The sequence below is a fragment of the Streptomyces sp. NPDC004051 genome, assembly GCF_053604275.1.
The window spans coordinates 1-26,127 of record NZ_JBSGHG010000022.1 but is presented as its reverse complement, the minus strand read 5'-3'; the positions used below and the strand labels follow the sequence as shown (position 1 = coordinate 26,127).

The window sequence follows — 26,127 nt, the reverse complement described above, 5'->3', positions numbered from 1 at the left end:
GACCGTGTGCCGTATGCCGTCCGACGGCGTGGCCCGGGCCCGGGCGGGGTGGCCGAAACACACCCCGCCCGGTCCGACGTCCGGCACTGGGCCTAGCCGGCCAGGTACCGGAGGGCCTCCTGCCCGGCGTCCTCTCTCTCTTCCTCCGCGTCCTTCGGATCCGGAGCGACCGTCTGCCAGCCGACCTCGATCAGTTCACCGACACTCGTACAGCCCCAGAACTCCGCCAGCGGCACCTTCGCCTGGAGCGTGTTCTCCACCCGGGTGATCACTTCGAGCAGCGCGAGCGAGTCGCAGCCGACGGCCAGGAGCTCGTCCTCGTCCGTCACCTCGTCCGTCTCGGTGACCTCGGCAACGATCCGGCGGACCGTCGCTCCGACCTCGTCCCGGGACAGCCCGGACCGCTGTTCGGCCTCGGCCCCCGCGGCCTCCCTGCGCCGCGCGAACGACGAGCGAACCCGTTCGATCCGCTCCGCCAGCGGAACGGTCGAGACGATGCACTGAGGCTCGCCCGACGCGATGATCGATCCGAGGAGCTCCCCGCCCTGGTCGGCCCTGATCGCGGTACGTGCGGCCGCAGCCCCGATCCGCGCGCCGACGGATTCGTCGAAGCGCCAGGAATCCCAGTCCACACTGACCCAAGGAGCTCCCTGCGCCCGCCGCCTGTGGGCGTAGCTGTCGAGATAGCGGTTGGCCGTCGTGTAGACACCGAAGGCGATACCGCCCAGCAGAGTGTCGAGGCTGGAACAGAGCAGACAGAAGTCGAGTGGCTGCGAGCGCGTGACCTTGTCCAGCACGGCGACGCCGGGAACCTTGGGCCGCAGCGCATCGACGGCCCGCTCGGGGCTGGTGTCGGCGATCAGCGAGAAGTTGCGGCCCTCTTCGATACCGGCAGCGTGCACCACGCCGTTGAGGGGACCCCAGCGCCCGTTGACCTCTGCGACGACCTGGCTCATCTGTGCTTCGTCGGCGACATCGGCCGCAAAGGTGAGCACTTCGGCGCCCAGGTCGCGCAGTCGCTGAACAGGGTCCTTGCCGTTCTTGTCTTGGGGCGGAGCGCCGCGGCGGGACACCAGCACGATGCGCACCCGGGCCGCCCTGGCCAACTGCTCCGCGATCACCAGTCCGATACGCCCTGATCCGCCGGTGATCAGATAGACCCCGTCGGTCTGCAGCGGGAGTGGAGTGGCGGGCTTGGCCTCGACCGGCTCAACGGTACTGATCAGCCGGTCTGCACCGCGGTAGACCACTTCCAGTTCGTCGTGAGGGTTCGCCATCTCCGCCAGGAGCCGCGGTACCACCTCGGCCTTGGTGCTGCCGGTCGAGAAGTCGACGCAGTGGCAGCTGATGCCGGGGTGCTCCTGGGGGATCACCCGGCTCAGACCGAGCAGCGCAGAAGCCTCCAGGTGAAGCGAGTGCGCCTCGCCCTGGGCAGTCTGGGCGTTCTCGGTCACCACCCAGACCTCGGGGGTCTGACGGGCTGCGGCCAGGGCCTGGACCAGGGTCAGCATGGTCAGCGTGCCCCGCCGCATACCGACGTCCTGACCGCCCAGTTGCAGGCCGTACGACCAGAGGTGGATCACCTTGCGGACAGGGCCCGTCCCGGCCACGGTCCGCTCCACCAGCCTGGTGGCGTCCTGCGCGTCACCAGGCCGTACGCTGATCCGGTCGGCTGCCAGAACCGCGAATTCGTCGCCCGGCTCCACCAGAACCGTGGCCAGGCCGGCCGCGGTCAGCTCCGCTTGCAGCGCTTCGGTCAGCTGCCCACCGTCGCCGAACACCAGGCAGGTACCCTCGCTGTCCGCCAGGTCGCCGAGGTGATAGGGACGCGGCAGCGAGGTCCGGGACCAGGCCGGACGGTACAGCCAGTCGGTGAGCGGGGCCTGTTCCTCGGGCTCGAGGACTCTGCTGCCGTCGGCCGCTTCCGGTGCGGTGGCCTCGACCCAGAGATGCTCGCCCTGCCAGGGATAGGTGGGCAGTGGAATCCGTCGGCGCTGCTCGCCCCGGTACAACGCGGCCCAGTCCCTGCTTTCGCCGAGCGCCCAGCTGCGCGCGATCTCCTCCGGAGTGACCGCTTCTGCGCCTGGCGTGCCGACGCCGGGCTGGCCGGACGTCTCGAAGACGCACAGATCTTCGGTGCCGCCGACGAGGGCTTCCGTCAGCTCGCCGACCGAGCTCACCACGACGGCCCAGCGGCGTGCCAGGGGTCGGCGGCCCGCAGCGAGGGTGTAGGCGATGTCTGCGAGTTCCGCCTCGGGCCGTGTGGTCAGGAACGTGTGCAGCCGCTGCTTCACCACGGCCAGCGCTTCCTCGGTCCGGGCGGACAGCAGCACTGCGTGGTGTGTCGCCGTGCTCGGAGGGGCCGGCGCCCGCTCGGGGGCCTGTTCGAGTACGAAGTGGGTGTTGGTCCCGCCCATGCCGAAGCTGCTCACGCCGGCCCGCCGAGGGCTGTGCTCCCAGGGGCGCAACTCGCGGTTCAGGTAGAACGGCGTGGCGTCGAAGTCAATGTCGGGGTTGGGCTCCTCGAGGACCGCCATGGGCGGCAGTTCGGCGTTCTGCAGGCACAGGATCGCCTTGAGCAGACCGGCGATGCCGGAGGCGAAGCACAGGTGCCCGATGTTCGCCTTCACCGAACCGAGCGAACAGTAACCGCTGTCGGCGGTATGGCGCCGGTACGCACGGGTCAGCGCGCGTACCTCGATCGGGTCGCCGACCAGAGTGCCGGTGCCGTGGCCCTCCACCAGCCCGATGGAATCGGCCGACACCCCGGCGTCATGGAGTGCGGCCTGGATGACCCGCGCTTGTCCCTCGACTCCCGGAGCCGAGAAGCCCGCCTTCGCGCGCCCGTCGTTGTTGATGGCGCTGCCCTTGATCACTGCGTGGATGTGGTCGCCGGCGGCCAGCGCGTCGTCCAAGCGGCGAAGCACCAGCACGCCGGCACCGTCGCCCTCCACATACCCCGATGCCTTGCTGTCGTAGGCCCTGGTGCTGCCGTCCGAGGAAAGGATGAATCCCTGCTGGTGCTCGTAGGCCAAGGTCTCGGCGGTGCCGATACTGGCTGCGCCCACCAGCACCATGCCCACCCGGCCCGCCCGCAGCGACTCACAGGCGAGATGTACGGCGGCTGCCGCGGATGAGCAGGCGGATTGGACGTTGACGCTCTCTCCGGTCAGACCCAGCTTGTAGGAGATTCTCGTCGGGAGTGTGTCCGGACCGTTGGAGAGCTGGATCAACATGCGCTCGGCCGCCGATCGAAGACCGAAGTCCCGGCCCTCGTAATAGGTGTTGGGGCCGACCGAGGTGTAGACGGCGACATCCTGGCCCACGCGGTGGGGGTCGTAGCCGGCGTCCTCCATCGCGTTCCAGGCGCACTCCAGCAGGTGGCGGTGCTGCGGATCGAGCACCTCGGCTTCGCGTCGGGGGATACCGAAGAACTCCGCATCGAAGCGTCGGATGTCGTTCAGCTGCCCCCTGGCGAAGACCCAGCTGCGTCCGGCGGCGTCCTCCCTGACCCGGGGAGAGCCGTGGCTGATCGATTCCTTGCCCTCGCGGATGTTGGCCCAGAACTCGTCCAGGTCCGCCGCGCCGGGAAGGGTGGCTGCCATACCGACGACGGCGATGTCGGTTCGGCTCCGGCTAGTGGTCCGTTTCACTGTTGTCTATACCTCGGAGTTCTTGATTGCCTCGGCCAGGAGCCGGACCGTCGGGTACTCGTACAGTGCGGTGCTGGGCAGCTTGATGCCGAGTCGTTCCTGCAGGCGTGCCTGCGCCTGTTTGATGGAGAGCGAGGTACCGCCCAGGTCGAAGTAGTTGTCCTCCACTCCGACGCTGGTCGTGTGCAGGACGTCGGACCAGATCCGGCCGATGATCTTCTCCAGATCGGACGCAGCGGGAATGAAGGCGACACCGAGCGGCAGTTCGGTCGCCGGCACGCCGGCGCGCAGGGCGTTGCGATCGGTCTTCCCGTTGCCGTTCGTCGGCAGCCGGTCGAGGCGGAACAGCTTCGACGGGATCATGTACTCGGGCAGGCTCTTGGCCAGCTGTGCCCGCAGGTCAGTAACGGTGGGCGTGGCGCCTTCCTCAAGAACCAGATAGGCGACCAGCACTCGCTCGGCACCCTGCGGCTGGTCGATCACGGCTGCCTGCTGCACTTCTGGGGTCTCGAGCAGCACCGACTCGACTTCGGTCAGCTCAACCCGGTTGCCGCGGATCTTGACCTGGCTGTCCAACCGGCCCAGGATCTGGATCAGTCCGTCGGGCAGCACGCGCGCGAGGTCGCCCGAGCGGTAGACGCGGGCATCAGGAGCTTCTTCGAACGGGCTCGGAAGAAACGATTTTTCAGTGAGATCCGGCCGCCGGTGGTAACCGTGGGCCAGCGCATTGCCGCCGATGTAAAGTTCGCCCAATTCACCGTCAGGCACTGGCTGGAGCTGCTCGTCCAGGACCCAGACCCGCGTACCCGGCAGAGGCGGGCCGACCGGCGGCGGCGAGTACGACAGGTCCGACTCCTCGAACACCTTGCAACAGGTGAACACTCCGGCCTCGGTGGGCCCGTAGCCGTTGGAGAACCGGATGTCGGTTGTGTGCATCGCCTTGGCCAGATGTACGGTTGACACCACTTCGCCGCCTATGACGATCTGGCGCAGGCCGGTGTCGGCGAGCAAGCCGTCGTCCACGATCTGGTTGAACAGTGTCGGTGTCAGCCAGAGCGTGGTGACCCCGAAGCGGCGCACGGCATCGATGACGGCTTCCGCGGAGACCCGCTGATCCGGCAGCAGCACGAGTCGGGCACCGTTGGCCAGGGCTCCCCACACTTCGAGCACCGAGGCGTCGAAGGAGAGCGGGCACGCCTGCAGAAAGGTCTGGTCGGCGTCGAAGTCCCCGTAGATCCCCGTACGGACGATTCTTGCGGCAGCCCGGTGGGGGACGGCAACGCCCTTGGGGGTGCCGGTGGTCCCGGAGGTGTAGATGACGTAGGCGAGGTTTTCCGGCGTGGTACGCACCCGGGGAACGACGGAGTCGGGCCGCGAGTCTTTCGGCGTGAGGTCTGCCCGGATCCGGGTGCCGCCGAAGGCTGACAGGCGCTCGTCCGTGGCCTCAGAGGTCAGCACGACCTGCACGCCGGAGTCACCGAGAATCGTCGATACCCGTTCGACCGGGTCGTCGGTGCGCAGGGGCAGATAGGCGCCGCCGGCCTCCAGGATGCCCAGCATACCCACCAACATGCCGATGGAGCGCTCTAAATAAAGCCCGACGACAACATCGGGCCCTACTCCCAGTTCACGCAGATGCGAAGCCAGGAGGTGGGCTCTGGAGTGCAGTTCGCCGTAGCTGATGGACTGCTCCCCGTGCACAACGGCGATCGCCTCCGGCGCAGCACGTGCCCGCTCCATGAATAATTCATGAAGACAGTAAGCGGGTGTTTCTTTCACCCATTCCAGTGGAGCTTCAGTCATTCAATCGCCTTCCCCATCCGCCCGCACAAATAAGCGGGAATTGTGGAGCCACCGAAGAGTCCACCCCAAGATCAGCTCGCTTGTCAACCCACCTCAGCCAGCTCCGCCACTTGATCACCCCCTCGAGAACGCGCAGCTAGGTGGCCGAAAATGACCCCCCTCGGCAAACGTTAAGCGTGACAAGTTGACCATCGAATCCACTTAGAGCAACCCCTGGCAAAAGGGGCAGGCGCAGACAGATCGCACCCCATTGCCATATTCGTTGACGCAAAGCCCCTGGGTTTACGGGGAAGGGACACAGACGCGCCACGAACTGAAATATTTGCCCTCGCGGGAGGTGTGGTACGTATAGTTTCGCGAGGGGGAGGCATCCAGTTCGAATTCGGACCGGGCTGTACGCCCCCGCATCTGAACCTCTGGAGCTGTTATGACACTTCTCACCACGTGGCCCGATTCCGATTCAGAACGAATCCTCCGCCGTACCGCCGACCCGTCCGAAATCTCGGCCGCCCTCGCGGCGATCGGTATCCGTTACGAGCAGTGGCCGGTCCGCGAGGACCTGTCGGGCACGGCCGACAGCGCGACCGTCCTGGCGGCCTACAACGCCGAGGTCGACAAGCTGGTGGCGGAGGAGAACTTCCGTACGGTCGACGTCGTCTCCCTCCACCCCGACGATGCTCCGGACTGGCCGGAGACGGCCAAGGCCGCTCGGGAGAAGTTCCTGCGTGAGCACACCCACGACGATGACGACGAGGTCCGCTTCTTCGTGGCCGGCGCCGGCATCTTCTATCTGCATGTGAACGGCGAAGTGCACGCCGTCTACTGCGAGAAGGGTGACCTGCTGGGCGTCCCCCGGGGCACCGCCCACTGGTTCGACATGGGCACCGTGCCTTCCTTCACGGCGATCCGCTTCTTCCACGAGGAGGACGGCTGGATCGGCAACTTCACCGGCACCGACATCGCCGCCCGCTTCCCCGACTTCGACGAGATCCATGCGGGGTACAAGGGGCAGGCTTCGTGACGCAACGGTTCGAAGCGGACTGCGTCGTACTGGACATCGAGGGCACCACGAGTGCCACGGGCTACGTCGTGGACGTGCTCTATCCGTACGCCCGTGCCAGATTCGGTGCTCTGCTGAAGGAACGTGCCGCCGAGCCCGCTGTCCGAGTCGCCGTCGACCAGATCCGGCAGCTGATCGACGAACCAGGCGCTGACGTCGCGCGGGTCGAGCAGGTACTGAACGACTGGTCGGACGAGGACCGCAAGGTCACACCGCTGAAGACCCTGCAAGGCATCCTGTGGTCTGAGGGATTCGCCAAGGGCGAACTCATCGCGCACTTCTACGACGATGTCGTACCAGCCATCCGGACCTGGCACGCCCAGGGAGTCCGGCTCTTCGTGTACTCCTCCGGATCGGTCGCCGCCCAGCGAGCGTGGTTCGCGCACAGCGACCAGGGCAACCTGTTGCCGCTGCTTGACGGACAGTACGACACGGAGAACGCCGGTCCGAAGCACTCGCCCGACTCCTACCGGACCATCACCGGGTCTATCGCCGCAGCCCCGGACCGGACGCTGTTCCTGTCCGACCGCGTGGCCGAACTGGACGCCGCCAAGTCTGCGCACTGGCTCACGCTGGGTGTTCGTCGCCGCGGTGAGCCGTACTACGCACAGGGCACCGGCGGGCATCCCGAGACCGGGTCCTTCGCCGATGTCGACGTCATGAACGTTGGGAACCTTTTATGACAGCAACGAGAATCGATCCGGCCCCGGCCGGGTCGCGGCCGGTCGCGGTGGTCGTGGACGGCTACACCACGGCCAACCACCTGCCGCCGGCCTTCGCCGGACTCGGCGTGGACACCGTCCACGTGCAGAGCACCCCCGAGCTGTTGACCTCGATGCCGGCTCCCCATTTGGACGCCTACCGGGCGAACGTCATCCACGACACACTTCCCGGCACCTTTGCCCGGCTGGCGGAACTGTCACCGATCTGTGTGGTCGCCGGACAGGAAGGGCCGGGCGTGAACCTGGCCGACGCCCTCTCCGAGCTGCTGGGCCTACCGACAAACGGAACATCGCTCTCGTCGGCCCGACGCGACAAGTTCGAGATGATCGAGGCACTGAGGTGTGCCGGGGTCCGCTGCACCGACCAATTCCGCAGCAGCTCCCCGGAGGACCTCGTTGACTGGGCCGAGACCCGCGGCGCGTATCCGGTGGTGGTCAAGCCGCTGCAGTCCGCGGCAAGCAACGGCGTATCCGTCTGCAACAGTCCGAGCGAGGTGCGCAAGGCGGCCGAGGCGGTGCTGAGCGTCCCGAACTTCTTCGGCCAACCCAACCACCAGGTACTGATCCAGTCGTACCTGGCAGGCGAGGAGTACAAGGTCGACATGGTGTCCTACGAAGGACGCCGGTACACCTGTGGCGTCTGGCGCTACGGCAAGAGACTCGTCGGTACCCGCAACATCTACGACCGGGATTCGCTCTGCCCGCCCGAACAGGGTCCCGTGCCAGAGATCATCGCCTACGTGGACACCGTACTTACGGCGCTCGGTATCGAGTACGGCCCCAGCCATGCCGAGGTCATCGTCACGCCCGCAGGTCCGACCTTGGTCGAGGTCGGCACCCGAATCGCCGGTGGCACAGTCCCGGACTTCCACAACCTGTGCCTGGGCACCAACCAAGCCGATGTCACCGCCCTCGCATATGCCCGGCCGCAGGATTTCATGAGCCAACTCGCAGGTCGCTCCTATCGCATGCTCAGGCATGCGAGCCAGTACCTGGTGCCGACCGAGGCGGAAGGTGTGGTCTGCGGCGTCGACCAAGGAGCGGTCGAGGAGATCGAAGGTCTGGAGAGCGTCTTTCGGCTCACCGTCAAGCACAAGGCCGGGGATCGGATCCATCCGACCGTCGACCTTCCCAGCGCCACCATGGTGGTCCACATGGCCAGCGCCTCCGCGATCGCCCTGGAGCGGGACTACGAACGCATCCAGCAGCTCAGGGAGCGTGTCTACCGGCTCGCCTAGTCCGCATGTGACGCGCAGTCGAGGTCCGCGCAGTTGCCTCGCCCTGTTGGAACTATTCAGGAGACACCAGCATGACCACAGAACCGACTGCCCCCACGTTGCTGCTGGTCGGCGGGGCTCGGGCGATTCCGCTCAGCATTGACATGAACGTCCAGGCTCTGGAGCAAGCCAGTTCGCGCGGCCTCCGCACGCACCTGACCAATGGGGCAGCCTCACTGGCCGGCACGCCGGAAGTCAGTGCGTTGGCGAACGCCACCTCCGTGGTGGATTTCTCCCGTCCGGGCGAGACCGCACAGTGGGCACAGCACCAGATGTCCGAAGGGAAGTCCTTCGACTTGGTGCTCGGCATCCAGGAGATGGCCCAGACATCAGTCGCCGAGACCGCTGAGGCGATCGGTGCACCGGGCAATCCTCCGGAGGCGATTCGCCGGATCCGGACCAAGGACGCCTGCCGGGAGGCGCTTGCCGCTGCGGGCTTCCCGCAACCCGCCGTGCGGCTCTGCTCCGATCTGAGGGAAGCGGAGGCATTCCTGCACGAGACGACCGGGCCATGGATCGTCAAGCCCCGCGACGCGATGGGCAGCACGGGAGTGAGTCAGGTTTTCGAGTCGGCACAACTTCCCGTCGCGGTGGAGCTGTTGCCACACAATGACCCGTTCCTGGTGGAGGAGTTCGTCGAAGGCCCCGAGTACAGCGTGGAAGGCGTCTTCCAGGACGGCAAACCCACGATCCTCGCGGTCACCGCCAAGGAGAAGGTACCGCCGCCGTACTTCGTCGAGGTGGAGCACGTACTGCCGGCCGAGCTGGAGTCGGCGGTCCAGAGCGAGATCGAGCAGCAGGTCGGCGCCGCCCTGGTCACTCTGGGCCTGCGCTGCGGAGCCTTCCACGTCGAACTCTGGCTTACCCCCGCCGGGGTTGTGCTCGGAGAGGTGCATGGCAGGTTCGGCGGCGACTGGATCCATCGGATGCTTGCGCACGCTGTCCCCGGCCTGGAACTCTTCGGCGTCCTCTACGACGACATGCTCGGGAGGGCGGAGGACATCGGAGCACTGAGGCCGGTACGCGGCGCGGCGGCCCGTTACTTGACCCCGCCGCCCGGAAGGCTGGTGGCCGTCGAGGGCTGGGACGAAGTGCGCGCGCATCCGGCCGTGCTGTACGCCGGCCTGACAGCCGAGGTCGGAGAAGAGATCCGTCCGGTGCGGACGTCCAGCGACCGAGCGGGCGTTGTGGTCGTCGGCGCGGACACTCCGGCAAAAGCCCGGCAGTTGGCGCGGGAACTGACCTCCTCCGTCCGGTTCGTGGTGGAGTCATGACGTCCACCGCACCGGCTCCGCCACGTACGGCGGTGGCTGCCAAGGTGCTCCGATCGGTCGGCAACTCCCTGTTCCCCAGGTCGAAGCACGGCCGCATCGTCGCCATGGGTGCGGCAGCGGACTCGATCGCCAACGGCCTCTATCTGGCCGCGGCAACGCTCTACTTCGTGCACTTCCTCGGTGTGTCCGCCGTGGCCATCGGCAGCGCCATCGCGGTCGCGAACGTCATCGGCCTCATTACACCGATGATCTTCGGGCCGCTGGCGGACCGGCTCGGCTCCCGCACCGTCTACGTCGGGCTCACCCTGGTGCGCGCAGCCGGCTTCGTCGCCTACGGGTTCGTCACGAACTACGTCGGTTACCTGATCGTTACGTGTCTGGTCACCGGTGCCACCCGCGCCTGCTCGCCCCTGCTGCAGGTCATCGTCGGGGAATTCGAGGCGGGCACTGAACGCACCCGGACCATGGCATCACTACGCGCCATCGGCAACATCGGCCTGACCATCGGGTTCTTCCTGGCCGCCGTGGTTCAGGCCACCGAGTCCCGGGTCGCCTTCATCTCGCTCTTCTCGTTCAACGCCGTCGTCTTCGTGGGCGTTGCCCTCTCGGTCGTCACCGCGGGCCGGGTCGCGGCCGCGTCCAAGCCGATGCCCGTCGAGACCACGCCACCGGACACCGCGGCACCGGAGTCCTCCACGCCCTCGCCCTACCGCGACCTCCGCTTCCTCATTGTCACCTGTGCCAACGGCATCCTGATGCTGCACGACTGCGTGCTGTTCATTCTGCTGCCGCTGTGGGTCGTGGAGCGCGCCGGCCTGCCCCCCAGTGTGAGTTCCGGCCTGCTGGCCATCAACACCGTGCTGACGGTCGTCTTCCAGGTGAGTCTCAGCCGTTTCGCCCAGGGCATCAACAAGTCCGTGCGGATCCTGCGGTTCGCATGCCTCTTCCTGGTTCTTGCCTGTGCTTGTTTCGCCGGTGCGGACGGACGTGGTCCGCTGCTGGCACTGGGCGGTGCAATCGCGGCCGTGGTCCTGCTCACCGCAGGGGAGAACCTGCACGCGATCGCGCGCTGGGAGCTGTCGTACGAGATGTCACCGCCCAAAGCCCGAGCTCAGTACCTCTCGGTCTTCAGCACCGGGATGAGTGTGCAACTCGTGGTGGGGCCGTTCCTCATGACCGCCGTGCTCCTTCCGGTCGGTGCCCTTGGCTGGCTGGCGCTTGCCGGTTTGTTCGCGGCTGCGACGCTGGTCATCGTCTTCGCGGCCCGGTCCGTCGCCAAGTGACGGAATCGGGCGGATGCGAGATTCAAGGCTCCGCGTTTCCCCACTAGAATGACCAAGATTGTCCCGGCTGGATAGCGTAAATGACAATTTGACATGAGGGGCGGTTTTTCGTGACTGTCGACTTCGGTGCGCTCCGCAAGGATTTCCCGATCCTGGAGCGGAAGATCCGTGAGGGAGCGCCACTGGTCTACCTGGACTCCGGCGCCACGACTCACAAGCCGGTGCAAGTCCTGGAGGCCGAGCGGAACTTCTATGTGACCCGAAACGCTGCCGTTCACCGAGGCGCGCATCAGCTGGCAGAGGAGGCCACCGAGGCGTACGAGGACGCTCGGCGGGTGATCGCTGGTTTCCTGGGCGCCGATGAGGGAGAGATCGTTTTCACCAAGAACGCGACCGAGAGCATCAATCTCGTCGCGTATGGGCTTGGCAACGCTCGCCTTGTAGGCCCCGGCGACAAGATCGTGGTCACCGAAATGGAGCATCACGCCAACCTGGTGCCCTGGCAACAACTTGCCGAACGGACCGGCGCCCGTCTTGAGTGGTTCACACTGACCGACGACGGGCGGTTGGATCTGGACGACCTCGATCAACTGATCGACGACCGCACCAAGCTCGTCGCCCTCACCCATCAGTCGAATGTACTCGGCACCGTCAATCCGGTACGCCTCATCGCGGACCGGGCGCACACCGTCGGTGCACTCGTACTGGTCGACGGCGCCCAGTCCGTGCCGCACCGTCCGGTCGATGTCGCGGAACTGGGTGCTGACTTCGTCGCCTTCTCCGGTCACAAGATGCTCGGACCCAGCGGTATCGGGGTGCTGTGGGGTCGCCGCCCGCACCTGGAGTCACTGCCGCCGTTCTTGACCGGTGGTTCGATCGTCGAGATCGTCGAGATGGACCGGACCACCTTCTTGCCGCCGCCTCAGCGCTTCGAGGCCGGCGTGCCGATGACGGCGCAGGCGGTGGCACTGGCTGCGGCCGTGGACTATCTGAACGCGGTGGGTATGGCAGAGGTGGCCGCCCATGAGGACGCGCTGACCGCTCGCACGTTGGAACTCCTCTCTGAGATCCCAGGCGTGCGGATCATCGGCCCGACCGACCTCACCGACCGAGGTTCGGCGGTCTCCTTCACCGTTGAAGACGTCCACCCGCACGACATCGGGCAGGTACTGGACAGTCGTGGCGTCGCGGTCCGGGTCGGGCATCATTGCGCCCGACCGATCACCCGCCGCTATGGCGTTCCCGCTACGACACGGGCGACCTTCTATCTGTACAACACCCTTGATGACGTAGATGCGTTGGCAGCCGGAATTCGCGCCGCGCAGGAGTACTTCGGGTGACGTGGCGGTCCCCGGTCAGCCAAGAAGAGGTTCTGCGGGCACCGGCACAGATCTTGAGTGGTGCCCGCAGAGCATCCCCCATCCGAAGCGGTGGTCGCTCACCCGGGTGGCGCCGATCCCGGTGCCGGACCTCGTCGGGCGCAACTTCACCGTCCGAAAAAAGCGAGACCCGCACTCCTCATTCCTCGGCGATCCGGCCCGCGTAGATGTCGGCGGGCTCCGGGAGGCGGACGTCGGCGGGGGCGCCGAAGTCGTAGAGGAGGGTGGTGGAGGCGACTGCGACCGGCTCCTCCCGCTCCCCGTTCATGAAGCTGAACCGGTGGCGGACCTTCCGGATGCGCCCCTCGCCGTCCAGGTAGACGTCGAAGGGGACCTCGGCGGTGGCGAAGCCGGTCGCCGCCGCGTCCAGCGGCCCCCGGTTCGCCTCGGAGGCGGCGCGCGCGGCCTCGCGCAGGTCCGCCGTGCCCCGGTAGTGCCGCACCTCGGCCCCGGCAAGCTCCGTCCTGCCCACGAAGGTCGCGGACCGCGCCCCGCGCAGCAGCTCGGCGGCGGCGAACGGGTCGGTGACGCCCCCGGTGACGAGGTTCCCGTCGGACAGCGTCCGGGTGTCCACCCGCACCCACTTGTCGGCGGGCACCCCGGCGCCCCGGTTCTTCATGAACAGCGCGCCCGGAGCGAGCAGCTCGGTGATGGGCCGGCGCACCGACGTACCGGACGGGTCCTGCGGCAGCAGCACCTTCAGCCGCCCCAGCCGCTTCCGGTAGTCGTACACACCCTCCCCGCGGATGGTCACCCGGGTGCCGCCGGTGGCCATCTCCATCGAGGTGCGCGCCTTGGAACTGCCCGCCTCCACCAGCGCGTCCGCGGCCTCCCGCACCGCCTCCACCGCCGCCGAGCCGCCGGACGAACCACCGGTCGCGGCCCCGCTCCTGCCACCGCACCCCGCCAGGCCGCCGAGCAGCAGACAGCCGACAGCCCCGAGGGCGACGACCGCACCACCGGTCCGCCCACGCCGCAGTTCCCGTCCTGCCATGCTCCGCCTACCCCCGCTACGTCCGACACGGGCCGCCTGTCCCCCCGGTTAACGACAGGTGGGGGACCCCGTCACGCAGACACACCCGGAGCGGTACCTTGGTCGGGTGGAACAGCAGGAAGCCCCGGTAAGCCTCCAGGAACACAGCACCACCACCTCCGAGCAGGGGCGCTTCTGCGTCGCCCGCTGCGCCTGTGGCTGGCGCGGCCCCGCGAGGAGAGCCAGAAGCCAGGCCCGTACGGACGCCCAGAAACACTCGGTGGAGTGACCCTGACCGGGGAACCACCCCGGGGCCACTCCACCTCATGTCACCCGTCACCCGTCACCCGGGACGACGGCTACGCCGCCAGGTCGCGCTCCCCCGGACCGGACCGCCGGGCCTCTCCGGGGGTCACCCGCGCCCCGGCCCCGTTCCCCTGGATCAGCCACGCCCCCCGCCGCGACTGCTCGATCGCCCGCATCAGCGGGGTCAGCAGCGCCATGGCGGGCGGCGACAGCAGCAGCGCGACGGCCGTACCGAGCGCGAGCCCGCCCACGACGTCCGTCGGGTAGTGGACTCCCATGTAGACCCGGATGAACCCGCCCAGCACCCCGAACACCAGGCCGATGAGCCCGAGCTTCCGGTTGGCCAGGAACAGCCCCACCGCCAGCGCCATGCAGAGCGTCGCGTGGTCGCTGACGAACGAGTAGTCGGTCTTGCCGTCGACCAGGACCTCGAGCCCCTCGTGGTCGAGGAAGGGCCGGCGCCGCTCCACGAACTCGCGTATCGGCACGTTCACCAGGACCGCGACGCCCGCCGCGAGCGGGGCCCACACCAGGGCCGCCACGGTCGGGGCCGCTTCCTCGCCGCCCCGCTTCCTGACGCCCCACCAGCACCACAACAGCATTCCCAACAAGGCGAACAGCAGACCGAACTCGCCCACGAACTCCATGAGGCGGTCGAACCACGGCGGTGCGGCCTTCGCCAGCCCGTTGATGTCATAGAGCAGGTCGACGTCGGGGTTCGACCCGGATTCTGCGAGTCCAGCCATGTTGCTGAGGCCCCTTCGTCATATCTTTCCTCCGGCGCACCGTGCGTACGCCGCTACCCCACCCCCGTGGTGTAGATCCGCTGGCCTGTTCGGCTACGACAACAGGAACGCACGGCCCTAGCCGATACGTTCCGTCCTCCATCGAATGATCACTCAGACGTTATCGAAGAGAGATGCGTCGCCGCAGTTCAGGAGGCTGGTTCAGGCATCGCTCAGACCGTCGTGGGGAGTGCTTTCGCGCCATCTTCGGTGACGCGGGTGGCACCAAAGTAGTCAGGTGTGTCGATCGGGTCGAATCGGATCACGGCGCCTGGACGCGGCGCGTCGATCATGTACCCGCCGCCGACATAAATGCCCACATGCCGGATGGCCCGCGAATCGGTGAGGTCGTCCGAGAAGAAGACCAGATCGCCGGGGAGCAGTTCGTCCCGCGCGGGGTGCGGTCCCGCGTTGTACTGATCGTTCGCCACCCGCGGGAGGGTGATGCCCACGCTCTCGTACGCGGCCTTGGTCAGCCCCGAGCAGTCGAAGCGTCCTCCCTGGTCAGCGGTGCCGTTGCCGCCCCAGAGGTAGAGCGTGCCGAGCTTCTTCTGCGCGTAGTCGATGGCTCCGGCGGCCTGCTTGGAGGGGTCGACCCGGCCGACCGGCGCGGCGAAGCTCTCCTCCAGCGAGAGGATGCGCTTGACGTAGTTCTGCGTCTCCTTGTACGGCGGCACACCCTGGTACTTGATGACCGCGTACGCCCCGGCGTTGTACGAGGCCAGCATGTTTTCGGTCAGATTCCCCGGCACGTCCTTCACGTAGCCGGCGAGGGCGCAGTCGTACGTCGCCGCCGAGGGAATCGCGTCGTTCGGGTCCCATACGTCCCGGTCGCCGTCGCCGTCCCCGTCCACGCCGTGGGTGGCCCAGGTGCCGGGGATGAACTGGGCGATGCCCTGCGCCGCCGCATGGCTCTGCGCCCTCGGGTTGAACCCGCTCTCCTGGTACAACTGCGCGGCGAGCAGAGCCGGGTTGATGGCCGGGCAGAGATTGCCCCACTTCTGCACGAGGGCCTGGTACGCGGCCGGCACGGTCCCCTTCGCCAGCGTCTTGGCGGCACCGCCGCCGACCCCGCCCGCGAGGTTCCCGGCGACGAGGAAGACGCCGACGGCGAGCAGCATGACGAAGGCGAGCGCGGAACCCACAGCGACGCTTGCCGCGATCCAGGCCTTACGCACCGTCAACCGCCCCTCTGCGTACCAAAGTCCGCTGCCCATGCCGGCGTCACGTCAGCATAGAGGCGACCGTCCCTCTCCGGGGTGATCACGGGAGGGACGGGAACACCTGTGCCGCGTGGGTCAGGACGCACGACGTCAGCCGCACTCCGCCCACAGGACCTTCCCCCCGGTCAGCGCCCCTACGCCCCACGAGGAGGCGCAGGCCCGCACCAGCGGCAGCCCCCGCCCGTTCTCGGCCTCGTCCGGCGGCACGTCGAGCGGCGCCCCGTCGCCGAACCCGGGCGGCACCCGCGGATCGGTGTCCCACACCCCGATCCGCAGCCGCCCGTCCTCGACGGAGCGCAGCCGCAGGGCGTAGGGACCGGTGGTGTGCACATGGGCGTTGGCGAGGAGTTCGGCGGCCACCAGCTCGGCGGTGGGCGCGAGCTCGGCGAGACCGTGCGCCCCCAGCACGGTCCGCAGGGTGACCCGCGCGATGCGCGGAGCACGGGGATCGTGCGGGAGTTGAAGGACGTACGACCAGGGCGGGTTTACGGTGGGCATGGAAGTCTCCGATCACCGTGGGAAGTTGGAGGGTTGCGTACGGTTGCTCCCCAGTGGCATGCCGGTCCGTCGACCAGTGCACTTCTGGGGTGGGGCGCCACGAAGGAAGCTAGCAGTCAGGGACTATTTTCTTTGTCCCGATCGGAGCTATAACTACTCTTTCCACCTGTGTGGGTGACGAGTGGTACGGAGGAGCGACGGGCATGCCCGTGAGAACCAACCCCACTGCCCGGCAGCGCCGCTTCGGTGTCGAGCTGCGCAAACTGCGCGAGCGCGCCGGCCTGACCTCGACGGAGGCCGCACAACTCCTGGGGACCAAGCAAGCCCAGGTCAGCAACATGGAGTCAGGACGACAGCCGGTCAGCGCCGATCGCGTGCGCACTCTGGCCTGCCAATACGACTGCCCCGACAAGGACCTCGTCGAAGGGCTCGCCGCAATGACCGGCGAGCGCCGACGCGGCTGGTGGGAGGAGTACCGGGACATCCTGCCGTCGGGCCTGCTGGATCTGGCCGAACTGGAACACCACGGCACCGCCCTGCGCACTGCCCACACCTCGGGCATCCCCGGCCTCTTGCAGACGATGGACCATGCCCGCGAGGTGTTCCTCCAGGTCGTCCCCGACCTCTCACCCCCCGAGGTGGAGCACCGGACCTCGTTCCGCATCAAGCGCCAGGCCGTCATCTTCCGCCAGCAGCCGGCCCCCTACCAGGCGATCATTCACGAGGCGGCCCTGCAGATGAGGTTCGGCGGGCGGGATGTGGCCAAACGGCAGCTCAAACACCTGCTCAAGATGAGCGAGCACCCCAACATCTCGATCCACGTCATCCCCTTCGACGCGGGCGGCTTTCCCGGAGCCGGACAGCCGATCTACTACGTGCACGGCCCTGTACCGGCGCTCGACACCGTCCAGCTCGACCAGTCCCACGGCATCGCCCTGCTGGACGCCGACGCCCAGCTGGAGAAGTACCGCAAGGTCCTCGACCGCCTGCTGGCCCTCAGCCTGATCGAGATCGAGTCCCGGGCCCTCATCCACCGCATCATCCAGTCGATCTGAGAGGCAGTCACGCCCATGTTCCACTGGCAGAAGTCCTCGTACTGCGGCGAAGGCGAATCCTGCATACACGTCGCAGCCACCACCGCTCCCCGGGCGGCCATCCACATAACCGAGTCCGCCGATCCCGGCGGAGCGATCCTCACCACCACGCCGGACGACTTCCTGATCCTCCTTCAGGAACTCAAGGAGGAACGGGCGGTGGCCGCCGACCGGTCCACCGCCGTCGACGTGACCGTCGACGACGACCTCACCGTCCGTATCCACGCCGGCGCGACCCCCGGGACCACCGTCACCACGGACCGACACCGGTGGGACACCTTCGTCCTCGGCGTACGCGCGGGTGAGTTCGACCATTTCGTGGCCGAACCGTGATACACAGAGTGACGATACGACTCATCACCCATCGGTGTGCTCCCCTCCCAGGGACCGGCGCGCGCCGGTGAGAAGCTTTCTTCATATGAAACCCGCCAACTAATGACGCCGAGTCGACGTCCGACGGCGTCATCGTCGGCGACAATGAGGCCTGACCTCTGCATGCCCGCAGGGGGCACGGAACGACCCGACAGGGGCGGTGACTTACATGTTCTTTGCGGCCGACGAGGGAGACATCAACACCATCATCGGCGGGATCGCTCCCGACTGGGGCCCCTTCGGCAGCTTGGGCAACGAGGCCAAGGTCATGATCGAAGTGGTCATGGCGCTCGCCATCCTGATCTGCCTGGGCATCGCCATCTGGGGAGCGGCGAAGCAGCGCATCGGCGCGACGGCGCTGCGCGACACCTTCAGCGCGGAGCAGGGCAAGGGCCTGATCATCGCGGGCCTGACAGGGGTCTTCATCATCGGCTCCCTCGGCACGGTGTTCACCATCGTGTACGGAATGGCCGTGTAGGGGACCCCCATGCCTCCGACCGGGCCCGTCCGGCCTCTCCTTCCACCCCACCCGCCCGTCGCGCCCACCGGTTGAGGTTGCGTTTCCCTGATGTCGACTCATAACACCGCGCCCGCGCGGAGACCAGCACGGCTACCGTCGTACATGGAGTACGCGGAGTACGAGGTGTTTCCGCACGACGCTGAGGGGGCGTACGCGGCATGAGTCTCGGAGACGAACACGGGAACTCCGGTGGGTACGGCGGTACGGGCCAGACCCACACCCGCCTGCCGGAGACCGACGTCAGCCCGTACGCCGGTGGGCGCAGAGGTGGCCGTACGTCGTCGCGCAGCCTGGTCACGGTGGTCGGCGTGGTGGTGCTCCTGATCGCCGCGATCGCCTTCGCGAACCGTGGAGGAGACGATTCCTCATCGGGCGAGGAGGACGACTCCCCGAAGGCGGCCGCGACGGCCCCCTCCGGAGAGAAGCCGGTCCAGTCGAAGGCGGCAGGCATCCCCTCAGGCTTCGCCCACAACCGCCAGGGCGCGGAGAGCGCGGCAGCGAACTACGCGGTGGCGCTGGGCTCTGCCGAGATGTTCAACAAGATTCGGCGCGACGCCATACTGGGCGCGGTCATCGTCCCTGCACGGGTCGCGGACTTCAAGGCCAGCCTGGACAAGGCGTACACGCCAGAGTTCAACAAGAACGTGGGCCTGAACGAGGACGGCACCGCACCCAAGGGCGCCACGTTCGTCTCTCGTACAAGCCCGATCGGTACCAAGGTCATCGAGTCGTCTGACAACACCGCGACGGTCGAAGTTTGGTGCAGTGGCCTCTTGGGCCTCGCGGGCGAGAGCTCCACCAACCCGGTTACCAGCAGCTGGTTCACCATCGCCATTCAGCTTGAGTGGACCAACGACGACTGGAAGATCGTGACCCACTCCCAGAAGGATGGCCCCGTGCCGGTTCCCGGCGACGAGCGGGCCTCCAGCGCCGAAGAGATGGCGAAGGCCGTCGAGGAGTACGGAGGGTTCACATATGCCCGGTAAATGTCGCCTGCTCAAGCTGGTCGGCGTAGTCGCGGCTGTTCAGGCATCAACCGTCCTCTTCGCCACGCGTGCCTTCGCAGCGCCCACACCGACGCCGACACCGACGGGCAGCAACGACCCCTGCGACCTGATCCACGGCCCCGCCAAGGACTACTGTGACCGCGGCAGAGACGGCAGCGGCGGGTCCAGCGGGGCCGACAGGTTCAACGACCCCACCACCACCCTCGACCCCCTCGCCGCCCTGGCAAAGGGCTGCGCCGACGCCGCCGCCTGGACCGTCGACAAGCTCAGCGAGGCCGTGCAGGAGACGGCGAACGTCGACTTCACGAATCCGCAGTTCCTGAAGCACTACGCGATCGTTTTCGGCGCCTCGGCGATTCTGACGCTGCTGCTCTGGCTGCTTGCGGTCACCAAGCGCGCGGTGCGCGGTGTGCCGTTCGTCACGGCCATGTCCGAGGCCATCGGGTTCCTGTGGCTGACGGTGCTCGCATCGGCGTTCACACCACTGATCCTCTACACCGTCGTCTCGGCGACCGACGGCGTCTCCGACGTGCTGGCGAAGTCGACCGGGAACCAGACGGACGCGTTCTTCGGGACGTTCTCCGAGGCGCTGTCCAAGGGGAACGACATCGGCGGCGGCCCGATCATGCTGATCGTGGTCTCGCTGGTGTCGATCGTCGCGGCGGGCGTCCTCTACCTGGAGCTGTATCTGCGGGCGGTGCTCCTGTACGTCGGTGCCCTGCTCGGTGTCGTCGTGTACGCGGGGCTGGTGGACAAGAACCTGTGGGGTCACGTCCGCCGCTGGGCCGGTGTGATGATCGCAGTGATCCTGGTGAAGCCGGTGATCGTCATCGTGCTCGGCCTCGCCGGCGCGCTGGCGTCGGACGAGGGTCCGGACTCGCTCGCCGCGATCGTGTCGGGCCTCGCCATCATCCTGCTGGCCATCTTCGCCAGCGCGATGATCTACCGCTTCGTGCCGGGCTTCGGCGACGAGATCGCGAACTCCCGCCACAACCGCATCATGCAGGGCGCCGAGAGCAAGGCCGCCGCGGTCATGAGCTCCCCCGCGACCATGGTCGCGCAGGGCATCAAGACCCACAGCACCCGCGCCGACAGCCACGGGGGCGGCCAGTCCTCGTCGTCCGGCGGCGCGCGCCCCTCCAACCCCGCCTCCGGCGGAGTCGCCGCGCACAGCTCGCGCCCCTCGAACGGTGGCGGCGGATCCGTCCCCTCCGCCGCACCCGCCGCACCCGCACCCCGCTCGGGCAGCCCGGTGACCACGCCGCACGCCGGCCGGAGCAACAGCAGCAGTACCAACAGCACGGGAGGTGAAGGGCGTTGACGACCGATTCCCACCTGTCCCATCCGGTCACGCCCCGCCGTACGTATCTGATCGGCCGGGCCCGGCCGAACGCGATCGTCGGCCGCAATCGGGAGACCGGGGAGATCGCGCTGATCGTCCTGGGCGCGTTCTTCGGCATGATGGCCGGTCTCCTCGTCCCCGTGCTGTCCCTGCGGATCGTGCTGCTCGCGGGCCTCCCGATGATCGCGCTGGCCGCCGTGTACGTGCCGTACCGGGGCCGCACGTTCTACAAGTGGTTCGAGATCAACCGGAGCTACCGGCGGACCGTGCGCCAGGGCACCACGTACCGCTCGGACGTCGTGGAAGCGGGCACCCGGCTGGACGGCCGGGAGGTCGAGGTCGGGCCGCCGCCCGGGATCGGGCGGATCACCTGGCTCTCCGCCCCCTTCGGGCCCGACGAGATCGCCGTACAGCTGCACGCGGACCGCAAGACGGTCACCGCGGCCATCGAGATCGAGGGCCCCGGCGTGGGCCTGCGCGACTCCGAGGACCAGGAGGCGCTCGTCGACCGCTTCGGCACGCTGCTCAAGCACGTGGCGAACGGCGACGGCTTCGTGACCCGCATCCAAATGCTCGCCCGCACCCTGCCCGCCGACCCCGACGCGCACGCCAAGGACGTCGCCCTGCGCGGGGACGAGAAGGCGCCGCCGTGGCTCCAGCAGTCGTACGACCAGCTTCAGTCGATGGTGTCCACCAGCAGCGAGCAGCACCGCGCCTACCTGGTCGCCTGCATGCACTACACGCGGGAGCTGGCCGCCGAGGCCAACGCGATGGCCCGCGCGATGCGCACCCAGAACCGCCGCAAGGTGGACCGGGACGCCGGACTGGCCGTCGTCATGGCCCGAGAGCTGACCGACATCTGCTCCCGGCTCCAGGAGGCCGACATCCGCGTGCGGCAGCCGCTCGGCCAGAGCAGGCTGTCCTCGCTGATCCACTCCATGTACGACCCGGACCACCCGATCGACCACATCCAGGCGATGACCAAGCGCAACGCCTGGCCGGCCGAGCTGGACGCCATGGAGCCCACCTACCTCCAGGCCAAGACCCGCGAGTCCTCCACCCGCGCCCCCTGGTGCCACGCCACGGCCTGGATCAAGGAGTGGCCGATGACCCCGGTGGGCGTCAACTTCCTGGCGCCCCTCCTCGTCCACACGCCGGACGTGATCCGTACCGTCGCCGTCACGATGGACCTCGAACCCACCGAGGTCGCCATCGAGCGGATGCTGACGGAGAAGACCAACGACGAGGCCGAGGCGTCCCGCGCCGCGAAGATGAACCGCACGGTCGACCCGCGGGACATCGCCGCGCACGGCAGGCTCGACCAGCGCGGCGAGGACCTCGCCAGCGGCGCGGCCGGCGTCAACCTCGTCGGCTACATCACCGTCTCCTCCCGCAGCCCCGAGGCGCTGGCCCGCGACAAGCGGACCATCCGCGCCTCGGCCGGAAAGTCGTACCTGAAGCTGGAGTGGTGCGACCGCGAGCACCACCGCGCCTTCGTGAACACACTCCCGTTCGCCACCGGCATTCGAAGGTAGGGGCTGAGTCCGATGCGGGATCCGCTGTCCGTCGTCACCGACGCCTTCACGTCCTTCCTGTTCGGGAAGGTCGAGACGACACGGCTGCCGGTGCGCACGTCCACCGGCCAGGCGCAGGCCGTCTACCTGCCGACGGCCGCCCCCGGCCTCGGCGACTCCGGCGTCATCATCGGCCGCGAGGTCTACTCCGGCAAGGGCTACATCTACGACCCGTTCCAGCTCTACGGCCAGCAGCTGCCCGCGCCGCACTGGCTGGTCCTCGGCGAGTCCGGCAACGGCAAGTCGGCCCTGGAGAAGACGTACGTCCTGCGCCAGCTGCGCTTCCGCGACCGCCAGGTCGTCGTCCTGGACGCCCAGGGCGAGGACGGGGTCGGCGAATGGAACCTCATCGCGCAGGAACTGGGCATCACCCCCATCCGGCTGGACCCCACGGCCGCTCTGAACCACGGCATCCGGCTCAACCCGCTCGACCCGACCATCACCACCACGGGCCAGCTCGCGCTGCTGCGCACCATCATCGAGGTCGCGATGGGCCGCGGCCTCGACGAGCGCTCCGGCTTCGCCCTCAAGGTCGCACACGCCTACGTCACCGAGACGATCGTCGAACGCCAGCCGGTCCTCACCGACATCGTCGAGCGGCTGCGCCACCCCGAACCCGAGTCGGCGGAGGCGATGAACGTCGCCATAGACGACGTACGGGCCTGGGGCCTGGACGTCGCCCTGGTCCTCGACCGGCTCGTCGACGGTGACCTGCGCGGCATGTTCGACGGCCCGACGACGGTCGGCATCGACCTGGACGCGCCGCTGATCGTCTTCGACCTGTCCCACATCGACCGCAACTCCATCGCCATGCCGATCCTGATGGCGATCGTCGGCGTCTGGCTGGAGCACACCTGGATCCGCCCCGACCGGAAGAAGCGCATCTTCCTGGTCGAGGAGGCCTGGCACATCATCAACAGCCCGTTCGTCGCCCAGCTGTTCCAGCGGCTGCTGAAGTTCGGCCGCCGGCTCGGCCTGTCCTTCGTCGCGGTCGTCCACCACCTGTCCGACGTGGTGGACGGGGCGGCGGCCAAGGAGGCGGCGGCCATCCTGAAGATGGCGTCGACCCGGACCATCTACGCCCAGAAGGCCGACGAGGCACGGGCGACGGGCAGAGTGCTGGGCCTGCCCCGGTGGGCGGTGGAGATCATCCCCTCGCTCACCCCGGGCATCGCGGTCTGGGACGTCAACGGCAACGTGCAGGTGGTCAAGCACCTGATCACCGAGACCGAGCGTCCGCTGGTCTTCACCGACCGCGCGATGACCGAGTCCTCCACCGCCCCGTCCCACGACGCCCTGCTCGCCGCCGAACTGGAGGCGGAGGAGCGGGCCGCGGCCTTCGTGGAACAGCACGTCGGCGACTCACGGTCGACGGTGGCGTAAGGACGTCGAGGTTGCGGGGCTTCGAGGCTTCGGGCGACAGGGAAGAGCGACACGCATGAGACCTGACGGCAACGGCAACGTCCGGAACGGCCAGGGCGGCGTCCCGGACGGGCTCCTGGTCGGACTGCTCGCGTTCCTGCTCGGCATCACCCTGCTGGTCTGGACGGCCACCGGCCTCGCGGGCCTCGTCGCCCGCGGCTCCTGGCCGTCCGGCGTCACCTTCACCCGCACCCCGGTCGCCATACGGCACCTCGTCGCCGAACCCCACGACATCCCGGGAGCCTGGCCGGACGCCCCCGCCTCCGCCCTCTCGGGGTACGGGCTGTTCTGGGGCCTGTTCATCGGCCAGCTGATGCTGCTGCTGGTCCTCACCCTCTTCGTCCTGGGCACGGTGGCCCGCTGGCGAGCGGTACGGGCCCGCCGGAAGGCCGAACGGGCGGCGCCGGCGCCGATCCGGCACGAGGTACCCACACCGAGAACGGCACCCGAGCCCGAGCCCGTACGGGAACGGGAAACGGTGCCACCCCAGGAAGCCACCCCCTCGGCGGCCCCAGCGCACCCGGCGGCACCTCCGGCCCTCTCGACCCACCCGGTGTTCTACGGATCCCCGGACACCCGGCACACCACCGCCGCCTCGGTCGTACGGGACGCGGAGGGCCCCGTCCTCGTCGTCACCTCCGACGCCTCCCTCTGGGCGGAGACCAAGGACGCACGGGCCAAGCTCGGCCCCACCCACCTCTACGACCCGACCCACCGCTGCGACACCCCGGCCCGCCTCCACTGGTCTCCCACGGCCGGCTGCGAGGACAAGGACACGGCCGTCGCCCGCGCCGCCGCCCTGCTGGCCCCGGTCCGCCCCGCCTCCCGGCTCGACCAGGCCGTCAGCGACACCGCCCAGACCCTGCTGCGGAGCTACCTGCACGCCGCCGCCATCGACGGCCGCACCGTCCGCCACGTCCACCGCTGGGCGCAGGGCGCCCAGGTCCAGGACGCGGTACGCGTCCTGCGGACCAACCCCAAGGCCGCCCCGGGCGCCGCGGGCGAACTCGAGGCGGCCCTCACCGCGTACCCGGAACGCCGGGACATCGCCCAGCAACTGACGACGCGTGCGCTCTCCGCCCTGCTCACGGTCAACATCCGCGAAGCCTGCACCCCGAACCGAACTGATGCCCTCGCCCTGGATTCCTTCGTCCACGAAACGGGCACGCTTTATGTGGTGGGTGAATCCAACGAGGATCCCCGCACCCAGCCGGGTGCGATGCCGTTCCTGACGGCCCTCACCGCAAGCGTGGTCGAGCACGGCCGGCGCATGGCCGAACGGTCATCCTCCGGTCGGCTCGACCCACCACTCACCCTGGTCCTGGACGACGTGGCGGCCGTGGCCCCCCTCCCCCAGCTCCCGGAGCTCCTGTCCACCGGCGCGGACCGGGGCATGCCCACCCTGGCCCTCCTCCGCTCCCCCGAGCAGGCCCGCACCCGCTGGCCCCACGACGAACTACCGGTGTAGACACCGCAGGTCACCGCTCGACGGCCATCTCCACCTCGTGCTCGCCCGGCCTTCCCGCCAGCGGCAGGCTCACCCCGCTCTCCACGAAGCCCGCCTTGCGGTAGAAACCGAGAGCACGCGCGTTGTCCGGGTGCACGATGAGCCGCACCCGCTCCAACCCCACCCCCCACGCCCACTCCAGCGCAGTCTCGAACAACGCCTCGGTGAGCCCGCCGCCCCGGTACTCGGGCCGTACGAACACCCCGAAGAGATGCCCCTGCCTCTGCTCGACGGTGAAGCCGGCCAAGTCCTTCGTACCGGCCTCCTCAACCACCACGGCGACCGACCCGGCCCAGGTGCCGTCCGTCGTCTCCGCGATGAACTGCCGCATCCCGTCCGCACCCTCGGCCGCCCGCGCCGTCCGCTCCTGCCAGTACGTGTCAGGCCGCGTCACCGCCGTCTCGTACGTCTCCAGGAAGGCGATGTCCGCGACCGGGTCCCGCAAGGCGATGAGCCGCAGCTCCTTCACCGCGGCCCACTCCTCGGCCCGCACCTGCCGGACCACACAGTCCCCGAAAGTAGTCATGCCGGCCACCGTAGTACCGGGGCGCCACCGTCCTCACCCGAATTACTGCCGGCACCCCTGAAATGCAGAAAGCCCCGCACCTGTCGGTGCGGGGCTCTCCCACAAATTGTTCGGCGGCGTCCTACTCTCCCACAGGGTCCCCCCTGCAGTACCATCGGCGCTCTGGGGCTTAGCTTCCGGGTTCGGAATGTAACCGGGCGTTTCCCCCACGCTATGACCACCGAAACACTATGAAACACTCAACCGCACCACACCCCCCAAAGGGGTGCGGGGTCGTTCGTGGTTTCAGAACCAACACAGTGGACGCGAGCAACTGAGGACAAGCCCTCGGCCTATTAGTACCGGTCACCTCCACCCCTTACGGGGCTTCCAGATCCGGCCTATCAACCCAGTCATCTCCTGGGAGCCTTACCCCATCAAGTGGGTGGGAGCCCTCATCTCGAAGCAGGCTTCCCGCTTAGATGCTTTCAGCGGTTATCCCTCCCGAACGTAGCCAACCAGCCATGCCCTTGGCAGAACAACTGGCA

21 protein-coding genes and 2 rRNA genes are annotated in these 26,127 nt (G+C 68.1%); 14 read left to right on the top strand and 9 right to left on the bottom strand.

Features of this window, described 5'->3' with window-relative positions:
* Positions 1-92: 92 nt before the first annotated feature.
* Positions 93-3,653 carry an SDR family NAD(P)-dependent oxidoreductase gene (locus ACWEQO_RS21960; RefSeq protein ID WP_452984897.1) on the bottom strand — a complete coding sequence of 1,187 codons (3,561 nt, stop codon included), beginning with the start codon at positions 3,651-3,653 and terminating at the stop codon, positions 93-95.
* A gap of 6 nt (positions 3,654-3,659) precedes the next feature.
* Positions 3,660-5,393: an amino acid adenylation domain-containing protein gene (locus ACWEQO_RS21955; RefSeq protein WP_452984896.1), complete on the bottom strand. Its 1,734-nt coding sequence runs from the start codon at positions 5,391-5,393 to the stop codon at positions 3,660-3,662.
* A 490-nt stretch (positions 5,394-5,883) separates the two neighbouring features.
* Between ACWEQO_RS21955 and ACWEQO_RS21950 the strand changes: the two genes are divergently transcribed.
* The 6 genes from ACWEQO_RS21950 (at position 5,884) to ACWEQO_RS21925 (ending at position 12,412) form a co-directional block, all read left to right on the top strand.
* Positions 5,884-6,477: a 1,2-dihydroxy-3-keto-5-methylthiopentene dioxygenase gene (locus tag ACWEQO_RS21950; protein ID WP_452984895.1), complete on the top strand. Its 594-nt coding sequence runs from the start codon at positions 5,884-5,886 to the stop codon at positions 6,475-6,477.
* Entirely contained in the window at positions 6,474-7,199 is a 726-nt protein-coding gene (gene mtnC, locus ACWEQO_RS21945) for an acireductone synthase (protein WP_452984894.1), read from the top strand. The genes ACWEQO_RS21950 and mtnC overlap by 4 nt, the downstream gene beginning before the upstream one ends.
* A gap of 53 nt (positions 7,200-7,252) precedes the next feature.
* Positions 7,253-8,476 carry an ATP-grasp domain-containing protein gene (locus tag ACWEQO_RS21940; RefSeq protein WP_452984893.1) on the top strand — a complete coding sequence of 408 codons (1,224 nt, stop codon included), beginning with the start codon at positions 7,253-7,255 and terminating at the stop codon, positions 8,474-8,476.
* A gap of 71 nt (positions 8,477-8,547) precedes the next feature.
* Positions 8,548-9,789: an ATP-grasp domain-containing protein gene (locus ACWEQO_RS21935; RefSeq protein WP_452984892.1), complete on the top strand. Its 1,242-nt coding sequence runs from the start codon at positions 8,548-8,550 to the stop codon at positions 9,787-9,789.
* Positions 9,786-11,072 (top strand): MFS transporter, encoded by a 1,287-nt coding sequence (locus ACWEQO_RS21930; RefSeq protein WP_452984891.1) that lies wholly within the window; start codon positions 9,786-9,788, stop codon positions 11,070-11,072. The genes ACWEQO_RS21935 and ACWEQO_RS21930 overlap by 4 nt, the downstream gene beginning before the upstream one ends.
* A gap of 110 nt (positions 11,073-11,182) precedes the next feature.
* Entirely contained in the window at positions 11,183-12,412 is a 1,230-nt protein-coding gene (locus ACWEQO_RS21925; RefSeq protein WP_452984890.1) for a SufS family cysteine desulfurase, read from the top strand.
* Positions 12,413-12,590: 178 nt separating this feature from the next.
* On the opposite strand, the gene ACWEQO_RS21920 is transcribed toward ACWEQO_RS21925, so the two are convergent.
* The 4 genes from ACWEQO_RS21920 to ACWEQO_RS21905 all read right to left on the bottom strand — a co-directional run bounded on the left by ACWEQO_RS21920 (position 12,591) and on the right by ACWEQO_RS21905 (position 16,236).
* Complete coding sequence (locus ACWEQO_RS21920; RefSeq protein ID WP_452984889.1) at positions 12,591-13,445, bottom strand: hypothetical protein; 855 nt, start codon at positions 13,443-13,445, stop codon at positions 12,591-12,593.
* Between the two features lie 338 nt (positions 13,446-13,783).
* On the bottom strand, positions 13,784-14,476 hold the full coding sequence (locus ACWEQO_RS21915; RefSeq protein ID WP_452984888.1) for a phosphatase PAP2 family protein: 693 nt from the start codon (positions 14,474-14,476) through the stop codon (positions 13,784-13,786).
* Between the two features lie 212 nt (positions 14,477-14,688).
* Positions 14,689-15,699 (bottom strand): C40 family peptidase, encoded by a 1,011-nt coding sequence (locus tag ACWEQO_RS21910; RefSeq protein WP_452984887.1) that lies wholly within the window; start codon positions 15,697-15,699, stop codon positions 14,689-14,691.
* 129 nt (positions 15,700-15,828) lie between these two features.
* On the bottom strand, positions 15,829-16,236 hold the full coding sequence (locus ACWEQO_RS21905) for an ATP-binding protein (protein WP_452984886.1): 408 nt from the start codon (positions 16,234-16,236) through the stop codon (positions 15,829-15,831).
* 203 nt (positions 16,237-16,439) lie between these two features.
* On the opposite strand from ACWEQO_RS21905, the gene ACWEQO_RS21900 reads away from it, so the two are divergent.
* The 8 genes from ACWEQO_RS21900 (at position 16,440) to ACWEQO_RS21865 (ending at position 25,035) form a co-directional block, all read left to right on the top strand.
* Entirely contained in the window at positions 16,440-17,291 is an 852-nt protein-coding gene (locus tag ACWEQO_RS21900; RefSeq protein WP_452984885.1) for a helix-turn-helix domain-containing protein, read from the top strand.
* Positions 17,292-17,306: 15 nt separating this feature from the next.
* Complete coding sequence (locus tag ACWEQO_RS21895) at positions 17,307-17,663, top strand: DUF397 domain-containing protein (protein WP_452984884.1); 357 nt, start codon at positions 17,307-17,309, stop codon at positions 17,661-17,663.
* 208 nt (positions 17,664-17,871) lie between these two features.
* Entirely contained in the window at positions 17,872-18,180 is a 309-nt protein-coding gene (locus ACWEQO_RS21890; protein WP_042174769.1) for a hypothetical protein, read from the top strand.
* 200 nt (positions 18,181-18,380) lie between these two features.
* A complete protein-coding gene (locus ACWEQO_RS21885; protein ID WP_452984883.1) occupies positions 18,381-19,208 on the top strand; it encodes a hypothetical protein in 828 nt (275 codons plus the stop codon).
* Positions 19,198-20,550, top strand: a complete 1,353-nt coding sequence (locus tag ACWEQO_RS21880; RefSeq protein WP_452984882.1) for a hypothetical protein — start codon at positions 19,198-19,200, stop codon at positions 20,548-20,550. Before ACWEQO_RS21885 ends, ACWEQO_RS21880 begins: the two co-directional genes overlap by 11 nt.
* Positions 20,547-22,106 carry an SCO6880 family protein gene (locus ACWEQO_RS21875; protein WP_452984881.1) on the top strand — a complete coding sequence of 520 codons (1,560 nt, stop codon included), beginning with the start codon at positions 20,547-20,549 and terminating at the stop codon, positions 22,104-22,106. Before ACWEQO_RS21880 ends, ACWEQO_RS21875 begins: the two co-directional genes overlap by 4 nt.
* Before the next feature lie 12 nt (positions 22,107-22,118).
* Positions 22,119-23,528, top strand: coding sequence for an ATP-binding protein (locus ACWEQO_RS21870; protein WP_452984880.1), 1,410 nt, complete (start codon positions 22,119-22,121; stop codon positions 23,526-23,528).
* Between the two features lie 55 nt (positions 23,529-23,583).
* Positions 23,584-25,035: a type IV secretory system conjugative DNA transfer family protein gene (locus ACWEQO_RS21865; RefSeq protein ID WP_452984879.1), complete on the top strand. Its 1,452-nt coding sequence runs from the start codon at positions 23,584-23,586 to the stop codon at positions 25,033-25,035.
* Between the two features lie 10 nt (positions 25,036-25,045).
* Here ACWEQO_RS21865 and ACWEQO_RS21860 read toward each other — a convergent pair whose 3' ends face one another.
* The 3 genes from ACWEQO_RS21860 to ACWEQO_RS21850 all read right to left on the bottom strand — a co-directional run.
* Positions 25,046-25,600, bottom strand: coding sequence for a GNAT family N-acetyltransferase (locus ACWEQO_RS21860; protein WP_452984878.1), 555 nt, complete (start codon positions 25,598-25,600; stop codon positions 25,046-25,048).
* Between the two features lie 108 nt (positions 25,601-25,708).
* Positions 25,709-25,825: ribosomal RNA gene (gene rrf / locus ACWEQO_RS21855) — 5S ribosomal RNA — on the bottom strand.
* 90 nt (positions 25,826-25,915) lie between these two features.
* Positions 25,916-26,127: ribosomal RNA gene (locus ACWEQO_RS21850) — 23S ribosomal RNA — on the bottom strand; the annotation flags it as partial.